Source organism: uncultured Cellulomonas sp., from assembly GCF_947494015.1.
Classification (GTDB): Bacteria; Actinomycetota; Actinomycetes; order Actinomycetales; family Cellulomonadaceae; genus Pengzhenrongella.
In genome coordinates this window covers 139,606-154,153 of the sequence record NZ_CANLTL010000004.1, presented here as the reverse complement: position 1 = coordinate 154,153, position 14,548 = coordinate 139,606, and the positions used below count along the sequence as shown (strand labels likewise).

The following is a 14,548-nucleotide window of genomic DNA, read 5'->3' as shown; positions in this document are numbered from 1 at the left end:
CACTATGGGGTCAGCCCCGAGCGGTGCAGCCCTCATCCCTCGTCCGCGGGCAGCGGGGTGGCGAACCGTGGCTCGGGGACGGCGCGGGTGGCCGTCACCTCCACCTGCAGGCGGGACTGCGGGGTGCCGGACCCGCCGTAGTTGCGGATCTGCGCCAGCGCGCCACCCGGGATCTCCAGCGCCGGCCCCATCGTGTCGGGGTCGCCGATGACGGTCCACCGGTACGGCGCCTCGACCGGCACGCCGTCGACGACGACCGCGCCCGGGGCGCCGGTGAAGTAGCTGCTCGCCACGATCCGCACGTCGTCGAGCTGGATCGCCTCGGCGCCGGCGTTGCGCAGCTCCTCGAGCACGTTGAACAGCGCGATCGGGGTGATGTCGCCGCGCGGGTCGGAGATCACCAGCTCGATCCCCGGACCCTGCGCGGGCAGCCGGCCGGACAGGATCCCCTGCGTCTCGGCCGCCGCGGTGGCGGCCTCCAGGGCAGCCGCCTGCTGGCCCGACCCGCTGAGCAGCTCCTGCCGGGTCGCCTCCAGGGCGGCGGCCTCCCGCTCGAGGTCGTCGGTGCGCTGGTTGGCCTGGTCGAGGATGCGCACGAGCTCGGACTGCGGCAGCCGGGACAGCCCCTCGACCTGGTTCTGACGCACCTGCACGACGACGGCGAACCCCAGCAGCGCGCACAGCAGCCCGGCGAGCAGCTGCGAGCGCGAGCCGCGGGGGCGCAGCGCCTGCCCGATGGTCCGCCACGGGGACCGTCGGTCCGGCGGCTCGGGTGCGTCGGGGCTGCCGGGCGGGTCGGTCACGCTCACGGCTCGCTCACGCCTTGAACAGGTGGCGGCGGATCGCGGCCGCGTTGGAGAAGATGCGGATCCCGAGCACGACCACGACGGCCGTCGAGAGCTGCGTGCCGACGCCGAGCTGGTCGCCGAGGAAGACGATCAGGGCCGCGACGACGGCGTTGGACAGGAACGAGACGACGAAGACACGGTCGTCGAAGATGCCGTCCAGCAGGGCGCGCAGACCACCGAACAGCGCGTCGAGCGCGGCGACCACCGCGATCGGCAGGTAGGGCTGGACCGACAGGGGCACGGTCGGCTGCAGGACGATCCCGCCGATCACGCCCACGACAAGGCCCAGCACCGCGATCACGAACCGCTCCCCTCGTCCCGAGTCCCCGACGATGCCACATCGGGCAGTGCGGTCCGGCTCGTGCCACCGCGACCGGCCGCGGTCCCCGCGCGCGGGTCGAGCTCCGGGTCGGGCGCCGGGCCGAGCTCGGGGTCGGCCGGCTCGGGGACCACCGGCTCGGCGAAGCGCAGGCGGGTGCGGGAGGAGCCGGGCAGCGCCAGCGCGTCCTCGGCGCTGACGCGGCTGGTGATCCCGTAGGTGTTCTGCAGCGAGGACAGGTGCTGCCCCGCGGCCGTCCGGGCGAACGCGGTCTGCATCGCGGTCGGGTCGCCGATCGCCTCCACCACGTACGGCGAGCTGAGCGGCGCGAGGTCGACCAGGATCGCGCTGCCGGCCGTGCGGATGGCGGTCAGCACGGTCAGCCGCTGCCCGTCGATCGCGACCGCCTCCGCGCCGGCCGCCCACAGCCCGTTCACGACGACCTGCACGTCGACGTCCTGGACGCGGAAGTCCAGGTCCGCGCCGTCCGGGTCGCCCTCGACCACCGGCGCGTCCGCCAACGTCAGGCGCAGACCAGGGCCGGTGACGGCCGCCGTGCCGGAGGTGAGCTCGTCGCGCGCGAGCGTCTCGAGGAGCGCCGGGTCCTGCGCGGACAGCGCCTCGGTCCGCAGCTCGGCGATCTCCCGGCTCATCGCGTCGGTCCTCGTCTGCAGGGCGTCCGCGGCGGCGCTGCTCTCGGCGATCTGCGCGGTCAGCAGGGTGCGTGCCTGCACCGCCTCGGGCCGGGGGGCGCGCAGGGTGCTCGCGGCCGTGGTCATCGCCACGCCGAGCGCCACCGCGACGGCGGCGAGCAGGGCGCGTCGCCACGCGGGCAGCGCCGGCGCCTCACCGCGCCGGCGTCGTTCGGTGGCCTCGGCGTAGCCGGGGTCCAGCGGTCGGTGCATGACCTCGTTGAGGAGCGTCATCGACGCGTCGACGGGCCCGCGCGCCGCCGTGGGGCGCCGATCGGTCGGGCCGGTCACACCGTCACCCGGTCGGCACCGAGCAGGGCACGTGCCTGCACGAGGTACAGGACCGCCGCCAGCCAGTACAGGCCCAGGCCCCACCACGCGAACGCCCAGCCCAGCACGGCCGCCGTCGTGCCCACCGGGCCGGTCCACTCGGCCAGGAGCAGCAGCGGGAAGGCGTACAGCAGCGCGAACGTCGCGGCCTTGCCGGCGAAGTGCACCGGGAGGGGGCCGTACCGCTGGCGGGCCAGGAACGGCATGAGGCAGGCGAGCAGGACGTCGCGGCTGACCAGCGCGAGGACCAGCCACAGCGGGATGGCGTCGCGCCAGACCAGCGCGATCAGCGTGACCAGGATGAAGAGCCGGTCGGCGGCCGGGTCGAGGACCTTGCCCAGGCGCGAGACCTGATCGAAGCGCCGGGCGATGAATCCGTCGAGCCAGTCGCTGGCGCCGGACAGCGCGAGCACGCCCAGCGCCCACACGTCCTGGCCACGGAAGATCAGCACGGCGAACACCGGCACGAGCGCGAGGCGCACCCCGCTGATGGCGTTGGGGACGGTGAGGATGCGGCCGCTGACCACCTGCTCGCGTCCCACGTCTCCCCCGCCCTTGCACTCCCGACCCGCCGATCCTAGGGCCCCGGGCCGCCACGACGGGCGCCGGCCCCCGCGCGGACGTAGCGTCGCAGGACCACTACCGGAGGAGACCGTCATGGGACTGGACGACAAGCTGCGCAACGCCACCGAGGACCTGACCGGCAAGTCGAAGGAGGCGGCCGGCAAGGGCACGGGCGACGAGCAGCTCGAGGCGGAGGGCAAGGGCGACCAGGCGTCGTCCGACCTCAAGCAGGCCGGCGAGAAGGTCAAGGACGCCTTCAAGCACTAGGCGCGAGGGCGGGGTGGTGCCCGGCGGTCCGACGCCGAGGCGCCACCCCGGAGCCCTGCCGACGGGTCGCCGCGGCCGGGCGTCGGGCCCTCGCCGCGAGGGCCCGCCGTCAGGACGCGAGCGTGAACCGCACCGTGCGGGTGTCCAGGTCGGCGGTGACGAGCCGGACCCGCACGTGCTCCCCGGTCGGGAGCGGGTCGCCCTCGCACCGGGCGACGACGGCGGGGTCGCGCAGCTGCACGGTGTCCGGCGAGACGGCGGTGCCCGCCATGACGGCGCCCACGTGCGGGGCCAGGACCGCTGCCTCGACCAGGTCGGTGCAGGCGCGGTCGACCGCGCCCCCGCGCTGGGCCCCGGCGGCCATCTGCGCCCCCAGCGTGTCGAGGGCATCGAGCACCCAGGCCGGGACGTCGCGGCCGGCGCACGCCGCCAGGCAGATCTCGAGCCCGTACCGGTCGACCAGCCGGCGCAGCGGTGCGGTCACGTGCGCGTACGGGGCGCCGATCGCGGCGTGCTCGACCACCTCGGGCGGCGTGCCGCGGAACGCCGTCCACGCCGCGCCCCGGAACAGCCCGACGGCGGCCACGTGGAACGCCGCCGTCTGCGGGCTCGACGGGTCCAGCCGGGCGAGCACCTCGCCGTAGGTCTCACCGTCCGGCCACGGGACGTCCAGCGCCCCGGCCTGCCGTCGCAGCCGCGCGACCGCCTCCGGGTCGGCCGGCGGCATGGTCCGCAGCACCCCGACGCCGGCGTCCAGCATCATCCGGGCGGCGACCGTCCCGGTGAGCAGCGAGATCTGGGCGTTGTGCCCCTCGACCGGCAGGGACGCCCGGTACTCCAGCGCGTAGCCCCCGCCGGTGGGCACGACGCTCTGCTCCGGGCGGGACAGGGACACCCCGCCGCGGGCCCGCTCGAGCCCGGCCCGTGCGGTTCCCACCTCGGCCAGCAGCACGGGCAGCGAGTCGGCGTCGCCCGGCCCGGCGGCGTCCAGGGCCCGCTGGACCTTCGCGTAGTCGAGCTGGGCGGTGCTGCGCACGGTGGCGCGGCCGACGTCGGCCGCCACGACCTCGCCGTCCGCGTCCAGGTCGATCGTCCACACGATCGCGGGCCGGTCCTGGCCGGGCAGCAGCGACGCCGCGCCCTCGGACAGGACCGGCGGGTGCAGCGGGACCCGACGGTCCGGGCAGTAGACCGTCTCGGCGCGGGCGTGCGCCTCGGCGTCGACCGCCCCGCCGGGCCGGACGAACGCGGCGACGTCGGCGATGGCGTAGCGGACGCGATAGCCGGCCGCGGCGCGGCGCTCGAGGTGGACCGCCTGGTCCAGGTCCCTCGAGCCGGGCGGGTCGACGGTCACGAAGGGGAGCTCGCGCAGGTCCGCGCGCTCCCCGACGTCCAGGCGCGCGTCGTCCGGCCCGGCGGCGGCCTGCTCCGCCTCGGCGAGCACCCGGTCCTCGAAGGTCTCGGGGACGCCGAGCTCGGCGCGCAGCGCGACGAGCCGGGCGGCCACGGAGTCGTCCGGTGCGGCGAGGACCCAGCGCGTCCGGGTCACCGGCTCACGCCTGCGGACGCAGCAGCGACTTCACGGCGCGCCGCTCGTCCATCGCCGCGTAGGCCTCGCCGACCTGCCCGAGCGGGACCTCCAGGTCGAACACACGGCCGGGGTTGATCGTGCCGTCCAGGACCTCCGCGAGCAGCTCGGGCAGGTAGGTCCGCACCGGGGCCACGCCGCCGGCAACGTTGAGGTTGCCCGAGAACATGGTGCCGATCGGCAGCTCCGGCCCGCCGGCCGGGACGCCGACGTAGCCGACGTAGCCGCCCGGCCGGGTCACGTCGAGCGCCTGCTCCATGGACTCGCGGGTGCCGACGCACTCCAGGACGGCGTCCGCGCCGACGCCGTCGAGCAGGTCCCGTACGACGGCGGCCCCCTCGGCGCCGCGCTCGGCGACGATGTCGGTCGCCCCGAACTCCCGGGCGATGGCCTGGCGGTCGGCGTGCCGGGACATCGCGATGACGCGGGCCGCGCCGAGCCGCCGGGACGCGAGCACGGCGCACAGCCCCACCGCGCCGTCACCGACGACGACGACGGTCGAGCCGGGGCCCACCCGCGCGGACACCGCGGCGTGGTGGCCGGTGCCCATGACGTCGGAGAGCGTGAGCAGGCTCGGCACGAGGGCGTCGTCCGGCAGGCCCGGGGTGGCGACGAGGTTGGCGTCGGCGAACGGGGTCCGCACGTACTCACCCTGGGCGCCGTCGACCAGCAAGCCGTCCTTGTCCGGGGCGCCCCACGCGGCGCCGCGCACGCACGACGTCCAGATGCCGTTGCGGCAGTGCGCGCAGGTGCCGTCGCCGAGCGCGAACGGGGCGATGACGAAGTCGCCCGGTCGCAGGGAGGTGACCTGCGAGCCGACCTCCTCGACGACGCCCACCAGCTCGTGCCCCACCCGCCGCGGCTCCTTGACCGGTCGCACGCCGCGGTACCCCCACAGGTCGGACCCGCACACGCACGCGGCGGTGACCCGGACGATCGCGTCGGTGGGCAGCTGCAGGACCGGGTCCGGGACGTCCTCGAGGCGGACGTCGTGGGCACCGTGGAGGAGGGTGGCACGCATGGGCCACACCCTACGAAGGTGAGCGCGGGTGCGCGCCCCGACGCCTGTGCTTGGGTGAGGGCATGCGCGACCACCAGGACCCCGAGGTCATCCGCCGCCTGCTCCGCACGCCGGGCCGGTGGGCCGTGGTGGGGCTGTCGACGAACCGGGCACGCGCCGCGCACGGGGTCGCCGCCGTCCTCCAGCGCGACCTGGGCATGTCGATCGTGCCCGTGCACCCGTCCGCGCCGACCGTGCACGGCGCCGCCGGCTTCGCGCGGCTGGCCGACGTCCCCGGGCCGGTCGACGTCGTCGACGTATTCGTGAACTCGACCCGGGCGGGAGCCGTCGTCGACGACGCCATCGCGATCGGGGCGCGGGCCGTGTGGCTGCAGCTCGGGGTGGTCGACCACGCCGCCGCCGAGCGCGCGATCTCGGCCGGGCTCGATGTCGTGATGGACACCTGTCCGGTGATCGAGGCGCGCCGGCTCCACTGACGGCCGGTGCCCGCGGCGTATTCCCCGCCGGGTCCGGCCGGGGCTGTGCCCATCGTCACCCGCAGCGGTCCACCGCCGACGAGGGGCTCGACGGTAGGCTGAGGACCTCTTCGGAGTCCTGTCGTGAATCCCTCGTGTGTCTGTGCCGGTGATCGAGTCACCGTCGTTGTCTTCGGGATGCGACCTGCGGTACGCCCCCTGGCACCCGTACACCGGCTCCACGCGACGGACGGATCCTCCTCCATGACTGCTGCCCCTGAGCTCGACATGCCCTCGACCGAGTCGGTGGAGGCGCCGACGACCGACGCGCCGACCCACCGCGCCGCGGACGGCGCGACCGACCCGGCCGCGACGCCGGTCCCCGAGGCTCCCGGCATCACCTTCGCCGACCTGGCCCTGCCGCCCGCCCTGGAGCGCGCGGTGGCCGACCTGGGGTTCACCGTGCCGTCCGCCATCCAGGCCGAGGCGATCCCCGCGCTGCTCGCCGGCCGCGACATCACCGGCGTCGCGCAGACGGGCACCGGCAAGACCGCCGCGTTCGGCCTGCCGCTGCTCGCCGCGCTCGACCCCGACGTGCACCAGGTGCAGGCGCTCATCCTGACCCCGACCCGCGAGCTCGCCATGCAGGTCGCCGAGGCCATCGAGACCTTCGCCAAGCACCTGCCCGGCGTCGAGGTCGTCGCCGTGTACGGCGGGTCGCCGTTCCTGCCGCAGCAGCGCGCCCTCGCGCGCGGCGCCCAGGTCGTCGTGGGCACGCCGGGGCGGGTCATCGACCACCTCGAGCGCCGCACGCTGAAGCTCGACGACATCAACTTCCTCGTGCTGGACGAGGCCGACGAGATGCTGCGGATGGGCTTCGCGGAGGACGTCGAGAAGATCTTCGGCGCGGCCCCCACCGAGCGGCAGGTCGCCCTGTTCTCGGCGACGATGCCGCCGGCCATCCGCCGGGTCGCGAGCCAGCACCTGCGCAACCCCGTCGAGGTCGCCACCTCCCGGCAGTCCTCGACGGTGGTCGGCGTCCGGCAGACCTACGCCACCGTCCCGTACCGCCACAAGGCCGGGGCGCTGGCCCGCGTGCTGGCCGTGTCGGACGCCGACGCCGCCATCGTCTTCGTCCGGACCCGCGGTGCGGCCGAGGAGGTCGGCAGCGCGCTGGTCGAGCGCGGCATCTCCGCCGCGTACATCAGCGGCGACGTGGCCCAGGGTGAGCGCGAGAAGATCGTCGAGCGGCTGCGCAGCGGTGCGCTGGATGTGCTCGTCGCCACCGACGTCGCCGCCCGCGGGCTCGACGTCGAGCGGATCGGCCTGGTGGTCAACTTCGACGCGCCGAGCGAGCCGGAGACGTACGTGCACCGGATCGGGCGCACCGGGCGGGCCGGGCGCACCGGTGAGGCGCTGACCTTCGTCACGCCCGCCGAGCAGCACCGGCTGCGGCAGATCGAGCGGACCACCCGCACCCCGCTCGAGGAGATCCGGATCCCCTCCCCCGCGGACGTATCCGCGCACCGCGTGCAGCGGCTGCTCGGCAAGGTCCCGGCGCGGGTCGAGGCGGGTCGTCTCGAGCTGTACCGCGAGGCCGTGGCGGTGACGCTCGCCCAGCAGCCCGACCTCGACCTGGAGGGCCTGGTCGCGGCCGTCGCCGCGCTCGCCGTCGGCGACGAGGGTCCGAACGCCCGCCCGTCCGAGGGTGACGACCTGGACGACGCCCTGAACCGGGCCCGCGTCGGCGCCAAGCGGGCCGGCGACCGGCCGGACCGCGACCCGCGCGAGAACCGCAACGGTCCCCGGGGCGGCGCACGCCGCACCGAGGGCGGCACGATGTACCGCCTCGCCGTCGGCCACCGGGACGGGGCCCAGCCGGGCGCCATCGTCGGCGCGCTGACCAACGAGGGAGGCCTGACCGGCAAGGACCTGGGCAAGATCGACATCTTCCCCAGCTTCAGCCTGGTCGAGATCGCCGCCGAGCTGACCCCGGACGCCGTCGACCGCATCGCGCGGGCACGGGTCGCGGGCCGCCCGCTGCGGATCCGGCTGGACGAGGGCCCCGGCCCCCGGGGCGGGCACGGGTCGTCGCGTCCGGGCCACGGCACCGGGCACGGCGCAGGCCACCGCGAGCACGGCGGCGCCGAGCGCAAGCCGCGCACGCACCGCCCCGCCGCGTACTGACGGCGGGTCGGAGCACCGTGTCGATCGACCTGGTGACGGTGGCCGGCGGCAGCCCGGACGGGGAGCTCTCCGACGAGCCCACCGAGGCCGACCTCGCGTCCGGCGCGATCCGTGTCGCGCCGCAGGACATGGCGACCTTCCTGCGGGTGGTCGACGAGCTCGGCGCGCTGCCGGCCGACCACCCGGACAACGCCGTCGCGCGACGGGCGACGGCGGCGCTGTTCAAGGCGGTCAAGAAGGACCGCCGCACGGTGCGCCGGGCGGCGGTGAGCGCCGCGGACGCCGCGGTGGTGGCCGCCACGGCGACCGGCAGCCCCGGCCGGATCGACGACGAGACGCAGGGCCTGCCGCTCGTCTCGTCGGCGGCCGGTGCGCTGGCCGGGACCCTGGTGCGCGCCCGCCCCTGCTACATCTGCAAGACGCTGTACCGCGACGTGGACGCGTTCTACCACCAGCTCTGCCCCGGGTGCGCGGCGCTGAACCGGGCCAAGCGGGACGCGCGCACCGACCTGACCGGCCGGCGCGCGCTGCTCACCGGTGGCCGGGCGAAGATCGGCATGTACATCGCGCTGCGGCTGCTGCGCGACGGCGCGCACACCACCATCACCACGCGGTTCCCGCGGGACGCGGCCCGCCGGTTCGCCGCGATGCCCGACGCCGCCGAGTGGATCGACCGGCTGTCGATCGTCGGGATCGACCTGCGCGACCCGGCCCAGGTCGTCGCGCTCGCCGACCGCGTCGCGGCCGCCGGGCCGCTGGACGTGCTGATCAACAACGCCGCGCAGACCGTGCGACGGCTGCCGGGCGCCTACGGGCCGCTGGCCGCCGCCGAGTCGGTCCCGTTGCCGGACGGCCCGATGCCGGAGATCACCGTCCTGGGCCACACCTCGGACGCCCACCCCCGGGCGCTGGCCGGGTCGGTGTCGCGGCTCGCGGAGACGGTCCACGCCGTCGGCGCGGCGGACGTCGCCACCCTCGCGCTGTCCGCCGAGGCGGCGTCGCTCGGGCGGCTGGTCGCCGGCACGTCGATCGACGCCGGCGGCCTCGTGCCGGACGACGTCGACCACAACAGCTGGGTCGCGACCGTGGACGACGTCGACCCGCTCGAGCTGCTCGAGGTGCAGCTGTGCAACCAGACGGCACCGTTCATCCTGGTCAGCCGGCTGCGGGCCGCGATGAAGGCCTCACCCGCGCGGCGGACCCACATCGTCAACGTCTCGGCGATGGAGGGCGTGTTCTCCCGCGGCTACAAGGGCCCGGGGCACCCCCACACCAACATGTCCAAGGCCGCGCTGAACATGCTGACCCGCACCAGCGCCGGCGAGATGCTCAAGCGCGACGGCATCCTCATGACCGCCGTCGACACGGGCTGGATCACCGACGAGCGCCCGCACACGACGAAGGTGCGCCTCGCCGAGGAGGGCTTCCACGCCCCGCTCGACCTGGTCGACGGCGCGGCGCGGGTGTACGACCCGATCGTCCGCGGCGAGGCGGGCGAGGACGTGCACGGCGTCTTCCTCAAGGACTACCGGGCGTCGGGCTGGTGACCGCCCTGCGGTGAGCCGCAGCCGGCGGGCCGGCCGCTGACCGACGCCGGCGGGCGCCACGGTGACCGACGCCGCGGGCCGCCACGGGCGAGCCGCAGCGCCACCCGCGAGCCGGCGAGCCACCGCACGGCCGAACGGGTCACACCGGCGCGGTGGGCTCCAGTGGACCGGGCGGCGTGCCGATAGCGCTCGCATGAGTCTCCTCCGCCGCCTGCCCCGCCGCCGTCGCCGCGGGGCCCGCGCCGTCGCGGCCGCGCTCGTCGCCGCGACCACGATCGCCGCGGCGGCGCCCGCGTCGGCGACCGAGGCGCAGACCACCCTCGACGTGCTCCGGATGGTCGACGGCGAGTACGTCGTGGACTCGGTCACCGTGCCCTCGCGCCGGGCGGGGACCACGCAGGCGGAGCTCGCGGAAGACCCCGAGGTCGTCGCCGTGGACGCGCAGGTGACGTACCAGCTGACGGACCAGCCGACCGACCAGCCGACCGACCAGCCGACCGACCGGCCGTCGGAGCAGGTGACGGCCGGGGCCGGTGCGCCGGACCCGTACTGGTCGGCACAGGACCCGGTCGGCGTCGCCCACGCCCGGCAGGCGTGGGAGGTGACCCGCGGCGAGGGCCAGATCGTGGCGGTCCTGGACAGCGGGGTCGACGCCACGCACCCGGACCTGCAGGGAGCGCTCCTGCCCGGGCGCGACCTCATCGGCGGTGCGGGCGAGCCGACGCACGGCACCGGCGTGGCCGGCATCGTGGCCGCACGGGCGGACAACGGCACGGGCGGGGCCGGGATCGCCCCGGCGGCCACCGTGTTGCCCGTGCGGGTGTGCAACGACGCCGACGGCTGCCCGTCCGCGGCGGTGGCCGGCGGTGTGCTGTACGCGGCCGATCAGGGCGCGGACGTGATCAACATGTCACTGGCCGGCCGCGGCTACTCCAGCGTCACCGCGGCCGCCATCCTGTACGCCCTCGGGCGCGGGGTCTCGGTCGTGGCGTCGGCCGGGAACGACGGCCTGCTCGGCAACCCGGTCATGTGGCCGGCCGCCAACAGCGGCGTGATCGCCGTCGGCGCGCTCACCCGCGAGAGCACGTCCGCGGACTGGTCCGTGCACGGCTGGCAGGTCGACGTCTCGACCGTCGGCGACCGCGTCCTGCTGCCGGTGCCCGGCGGCGGGTACGGCACGGGCAGCGGCACGAGCTTCTCGGGTCCCGCGGTGGCCGGTGCGGTGGCGCTGGTCCGGGCGAGTCACCCCGGCATCTCACCCGAGGCCGTCCAGGCCGCCCTCCAGGCCGCGTCCGACAGCAGCGGCACCTGGGACCGCGGCTACGGCGCCGGGCGGCTGGACATCCCCGCGGCGCTGGCCGCCGCGGACCGCAGCCCCGGCGTCACGGTCGTCGGCGGCACCGACCGGGTGGACGTCGGCTGGGACGCGCAACCCGGCGCGACGAGCTACCGCGTGCGGGTGGACGGGACGGTCCGCGCCGAGGTCTCGGGCACCGGCGCGACGGTCACCGGGCTCACCGCCGGCACGCAGGTCGCCGTGGACGTGCAGCCGGACAACGGCGCGCGGACGCAGGCGCGGCTCGCGCACGTCGGCAAGCCCGCGCCGGGGCTCGTCACACTGCACAGCGGCAGCATCACGACGCGCACCGACTCGTCGGTGCTGCGCCTGGTCGCGAGCGTGGCGGGGCAGCCCGCGGAACGGTACGTGCTGCTGCGCAACGGCGTGGCCCTCGGGATGGTCGGCCTGTCGATCACCGCCGAGCCGTCGCCGGTGGACATCGGGATCGGGACCTGGCCCCCCGGGGAGGCCTTCTGGCAGCTGCAGGGCACGGACGGCCTGGGCCGGACGTCCGCGCCGTCCGACCCGCTGCGGATCGGCGAGGGCCTGCCCCAGCCGCCGGGCGCCGTCACGGGCCTGACCGGGACTCTGCGCGGCGACGAGGTGTTCCTCACCTGGGACCAGCTCGCCCAGACCGCCGACTACGAGGTGCTGGTCGGAGGTGGCGTCGTGCGGACCGCGAGGAGCGGCGGCGCCGTCGTGCCCGCACCGGCCGCCGGCACGACGCGGACCTACGCGGTGCGTGCGGTGGACCTGTGGGGCCAGCCCGGGCCTGCCGCTGCGGTGGACGTCACGGTGGAGGCCGCCCCGGCGCGGCTGCCCGGCGCGCCGACGGCCGTGGTCGCCACCCGGGGCGAGCTCGGCGCCACGGTGTCGTGGATGGCGCCGGCCGACGACGGCGGCAGCCCGGTCACCGGCCTGCGCGTCACCGTGTCGCCGGGAGGCCGCACCGTGGTCACCGCGGGGGACGCGACCTCCGCGACGGTCGACGGCCTCCAGACCGGCGTCCCGTACACGTTCACCGTCCGGGCCACCACCGCGGCCGGTGCCGGGCCGGAGTCCACGCCGTCCGCGCCGGTGCTGGTGGCCGGCCCACCGGGCGCGCCGGGGTCGGTGACCGCCGTCCGCGGTGACGGCTCCGCCGTCGTGTCGTGGGCCGCCCCGGCGGACAACTTCAGCCCCATCACGGCGTACCGGGTCCGGGCGTCCTCCCCCGGCGTCCCGGCGCCGGCGGTGGTGACGACGTCGACCACGACCGCCGTCCTGCCCGGTCTCCTCAACGGGGCGCCCTACACCGTCACGGTCGAGGCCACGAACGCGTACGGGACCGGCAGCCCGTCGCAGCCGGGCGGTCCCGTGACCCCCGCCGGACTGCCCGGAGCGCCCACGGCGGTGTCGGGGCAGCCGGCCGACGGCGGGACCGTGGTGCAGTGGACCGCGGCCGCGGGCAACGGCAGTCCGGTCACCGGCTACACCGTCGTCGCCTCACCGGGCGGCGCCACCGCGTCCACGTCCGGCGCGACCAGCGTCACCGTCCCCGGCCTGGACGGCGGCATCGCGTACACCTTCACCGTCCGGGCGACCAACGCCGTCGGCACCGGTCCGGCGTCGCGTCCCAGCCCCGCGGTCACCGCACCCGCGCCGGACCTGGTGACGCTCGCCCCCGTCCGGGTGCACGACGCCGCCGGCGTCGCCCCGTCCGCACCCCGGTGCGTGCAGGTCACCGGGCGCGACGGCATCCCGGCGACCGCGACCGGGCTGGCCGTGAACGTCACCGCGGCCGCGCCGAGCGGCCCCGGCCACGCCGTCGTCTACCCCGACACGCGCGGCGACGGCACGACACCCGCACCCGACACCTCGACCGTCAACTACGAGCCGGGCCGGGACGTCGCCAACGCCACGTTCATCGCCCTGCCCGCCAGCGGCCGGCTGTGCTACCTCAGCCGCGGGGCGTCCTCGGTGCGCCTGGTCCTCGACGTCACCGGGTACACCGCGGCGGGCTCGGGCGTCGTCCTGGGTGCCCCCAGCCGGGTGCTCGACACCCGGCAGACCACGCCGGTGGTCCCACGGACGGTCCGGACCGTGCAGCTCTCCGGTCGGGCCGGGGTGCCGGCCACGGCCACCGCGGCGATCGTGAACGTCACGGTGACCGGGGCGGGCGGTCCGGGCAACCTGCGGATGTTCGCCCACGGCGGCCCGGTGCCCGCCACGTCGGTGATCAACTACGTCCCCGGCGCGGAGAAGGCCAACAGCACGGTGGTGGCGCTCTCGTCCGACGGGCGGGTCGACCTGTACTCCGACAGCGGTGCCCCCGTCCAGGTGATCCTGGACGTCGTCGGGTATGTGGGTGCGGGCGCCGACCTCACGGGGGTGGCACCGGCACGACTGGTCGACACCCGCCCGGGCAGCGGCGCGGGCGCCCTGACCGGTCGGCTCGCTGCGGGCCGGGTCTCGTCGTTCGACCCGCGCGGGGGTTCCGTCCCGCCCGACGCCACCGCGGTGATCCTCACCGTGACCGCGATCGCCCCCGCGGGCGCGGGGCACCTGCGGGTCTACCCCGGGCCGGCCGGCGCGGCGGCACCGTCCATCTCGACGGTCAACTACATCGCCGGGCGGGCCATCCCGAACATGGTGGTGGTCGACCTCGGTCCGGGCGCGGTCGTCAACCTGGCCTCCGTCGGTGCGGACACCGATGTGGCGGTCGACCTCGTCGGGTACATCCGGGGCGCGGGCTGACGGTCCCCACGGGCGGACTCCGCGGGTTCGCACCCGAGGCGCCCGGGGTGCGCGCCGTCAGCTGCGCGCCGCGGGTCCGGGCCCGTCGGCGACCGGGCGAGGGCCGCGGTGGGGCAGGCTTGCCCCATGACGACCCTGGAGCGACTGACCACGGACCTGACCGCCTCCATGAAGGCGCGTGACGCCTTCCGGACCAACACCCTGCGCCAGGCGATCGCCGCCGTCCGCGCGGCCGAGAAGGCGGGCACCGAGGCCCGCGAGCTCTCCGACGACGAGGTCCGATCCGTGCTGGCTGCGGAGGTCAAGAAGCGCCGCGACACGGCCCAGATCTACGCCGGCGCGGGCGCCGGCGAGCGAGCGCAGACCGAGACGTCCGAGGCGGACCTGCTCGAGACGTACCTGCCCGCGGTGGTCAGCGACCGGGACCTCGACGCCGTCGTCGCCGGCGCGATCGAGTCCACCGGGGCCAGCACGATGAAGGACATGGGGACCGTCATGAAGGTCGCGACGGCGGCCGCCTCCGAGCTGGGTCGGGTCGACGGCAAGGTCCTGTCGCAGCGGGTGCGCCAGGCGCTGGGCGGGGCCGCCGCCCGCTGACACGGGGGGCGGTCCGCAGGCGCTGGGCCAGGGCCGGGGCCGTGCCGCCGTGCACCGA

Annotated in this window: 12 protein-coding genes; 6 read left to right on the top strand and 6 right to left on the bottom strand. The window is 76.2% G+C overall.

Annotated elements, in window-relative coordinates; genetic code table 11:
* Positions 1-32: 32 nt before the first annotated feature.
* Genes Q0840_RS06160 through Q0840_RS06145 form a run of 4 tightly spaced genes read right to left on the bottom strand, consistent with a single transcriptional unit; the run spans position 33 to position 2,731 of the window.
* Positions 33-809: a DUF881 domain-containing protein gene (locus tag Q0840_RS06160; protein ID WP_298457581.1), complete on the bottom strand. Its 777-nt coding sequence runs from the start codon at positions 807-809 to the stop codon at positions 33-35.
* Between the two features lie 7 nt (positions 810-816).
* Positions 817-1,149, bottom strand: coding sequence for a small basic family protein (locus tag Q0840_RS06155; protein ID WP_298457578.1), 333 nt, complete (start codon positions 1,147-1,149; stop codon positions 817-819).
* Positions 1,146-2,093 carry a DUF881 domain-containing protein gene (locus Q0840_RS06150; RefSeq protein ID WP_298457576.1) on the bottom strand — a complete coding sequence of 316 codons (948 nt, stop codon included), beginning with the start codon at positions 2,091-2,093 and terminating at the stop codon, positions 1,146-1,148. The genes Q0840_RS06155 and Q0840_RS06150 overlap by 4 nt, the downstream gene beginning before the upstream one ends.
* Before the next feature lie 53 nt (positions 2,094-2,146).
* A complete protein-coding gene (locus tag Q0840_RS06145; protein ID WP_298457573.1) occupies positions 2,147-2,731 on the bottom strand; it encodes a CDP-alcohol phosphatidyltransferase family protein in 585 nt (194 codons plus the stop codon).
* A gap of 115 nt (positions 2,732-2,846) precedes the next feature.
* Here Q0840_RS06145 and Q0840_RS06140 point away from each other — a divergent pair, with 115 nt between their 5' ends.
* On the top strand, positions 2,847-3,020 hold the full coding sequence (locus tag Q0840_RS06140) for a CsbD family protein (RefSeq protein WP_298457570.1): 174 nt from the start codon (positions 2,847-2,849) through the stop codon (positions 3,018-3,020).
* Between the two features lie 109 nt (positions 3,021-3,129).
* On the opposite strand, the gene Q0840_RS06135 is transcribed toward Q0840_RS06140, so the two are convergent.
* On the bottom strand, positions 3,130-4,569 hold the full coding sequence (locus tag Q0840_RS06135) for an RNB domain-containing ribonuclease (protein ID WP_298457567.1): 1,440 nt from the start codon (positions 4,567-4,569) through the stop codon (positions 3,130-3,132).
* Positions 4,570-4,573: 4 nt separating this feature from the next.
* A complete protein-coding gene (locus tag Q0840_RS06130) occupies positions 4,574-5,629 on the bottom strand; it encodes a zinc-dependent alcohol dehydrogenase family protein (RefSeq protein ID WP_298457564.1) in 1,056 nt (351 codons plus the stop codon).
* A gap of 62 nt (positions 5,630-5,691) precedes the next feature.
* On the opposite strand from Q0840_RS06130, the gene Q0840_RS06125 reads away from it, so the two are divergent.
* The 5 genes from Q0840_RS06125 to Q0840_RS06105 all read left to right on the top strand — a co-directional run bounded on the left by Q0840_RS06125 (position 5,692) and on the right by Q0840_RS06105 (position 14,490).
* A complete protein-coding gene (locus Q0840_RS06125; protein ID WP_298457563.1) occupies positions 5,692-6,105 on the top strand; it encodes a CoA-binding protein in 414 nt (137 codons plus the stop codon).
* Between the two features lie 243 nt (positions 6,106-6,348).
* Entirely contained in the window at positions 6,349-8,271 is a 1,923-nt protein-coding gene (locus Q0840_RS06120) for a DEAD/DEAH box helicase (protein ID WP_298457561.1), read from the top strand.
* A 128-nt stretch (positions 8,272-8,399) separates the two neighbouring features.
* Positions 8,400-9,818, top strand: a complete 1,419-nt coding sequence (locus tag Q0840_RS06115) for an SDR family oxidoreductase (RefSeq protein ID WP_298457933.1) — start codon at positions 8,400-8,402, stop codon at positions 9,816-9,818.
* A gap of 193 nt (positions 9,819-10,011) precedes the next feature.
* The gene (locus Q0840_RS06110; protein WP_298457559.1) at positions 10,012-13,893 is read left to right on the top strand and encodes a S8 family serine peptidase; all 3,882 of its coding nucleotides are present in this window, start codon (positions 10,012-10,014) and stop codon (positions 13,891-13,893) included.
* A gap of 126 nt (positions 13,894-14,019) precedes the next feature.
* Positions 14,020-14,490 (top strand): GatB/YqeY domain-containing protein, encoded by a 471-nt coding sequence (locus Q0840_RS06105; protein ID WP_298457556.1) that lies wholly within the window; start codon positions 14,020-14,022, stop codon positions 14,488-14,490.
* Positions 14,491-14,548: the final 58 nt, after the last annotated feature.

Excerpts from the sequence above, each read along its gene's own strand:
- Q0840_RS06150 (WP_298457576.1), bottom strand. The coding sequence starts at position 2,093 with ATGACGCTCCTCAACGAGGTCATGCACCGACCGCTGGACCCCGGCTAC.
- Q0840_RS06110 (WP_298457559.1), top strand. The coding sequence starts at position 10,012 with ATGAGTCTCCTCCGCCGCCTGCCCCGCCGCCGTCGCCGCGGGGCCCGC.
- Q0840_RS06140 (WP_298457570.1), top strand. The coding sequence starts at position 2,847 with ATGGGACTGGACGACAAGCTGCGCAACGCCACCGAGGACCTGACCGGC.
- Q0840_RS06115 (WP_298457933.1), top strand. The coding sequence starts at position 8,400 with ATGGCGACCTTCCTGCGGGTGGTCGACGAGCTCGGCGCGCTGCCGGCC.
- Q0840_RS06130 (WP_298457564.1), bottom strand. The coding sequence starts at position 5,629 with ATGCGTGCCACCCTCCTCCACGGTGCCCACGACGTCCGCCTCGAGGAC.
- Q0840_RS06105 (WP_298457556.1), top strand. The coding sequence starts at position 14,020 with ATGACGACCCTGGAGCGACTGACCACGGACCTGACCGCCTCCATGAAG.
- Q0840_RS06125 (WP_298457563.1), top strand. The coding sequence starts at position 5,692 with ATGCGCGACCACCAGGACCCCGAGGTCATCCGCCGCCTGCTCCGCACG.
- Q0840_RS06120 (WP_298457561.1), top strand. The coding sequence starts at position 6,349 with ATGACTGCTGCCCCTGAGCTCGACATGCCCTCGACCGAGTCGGTGGAG.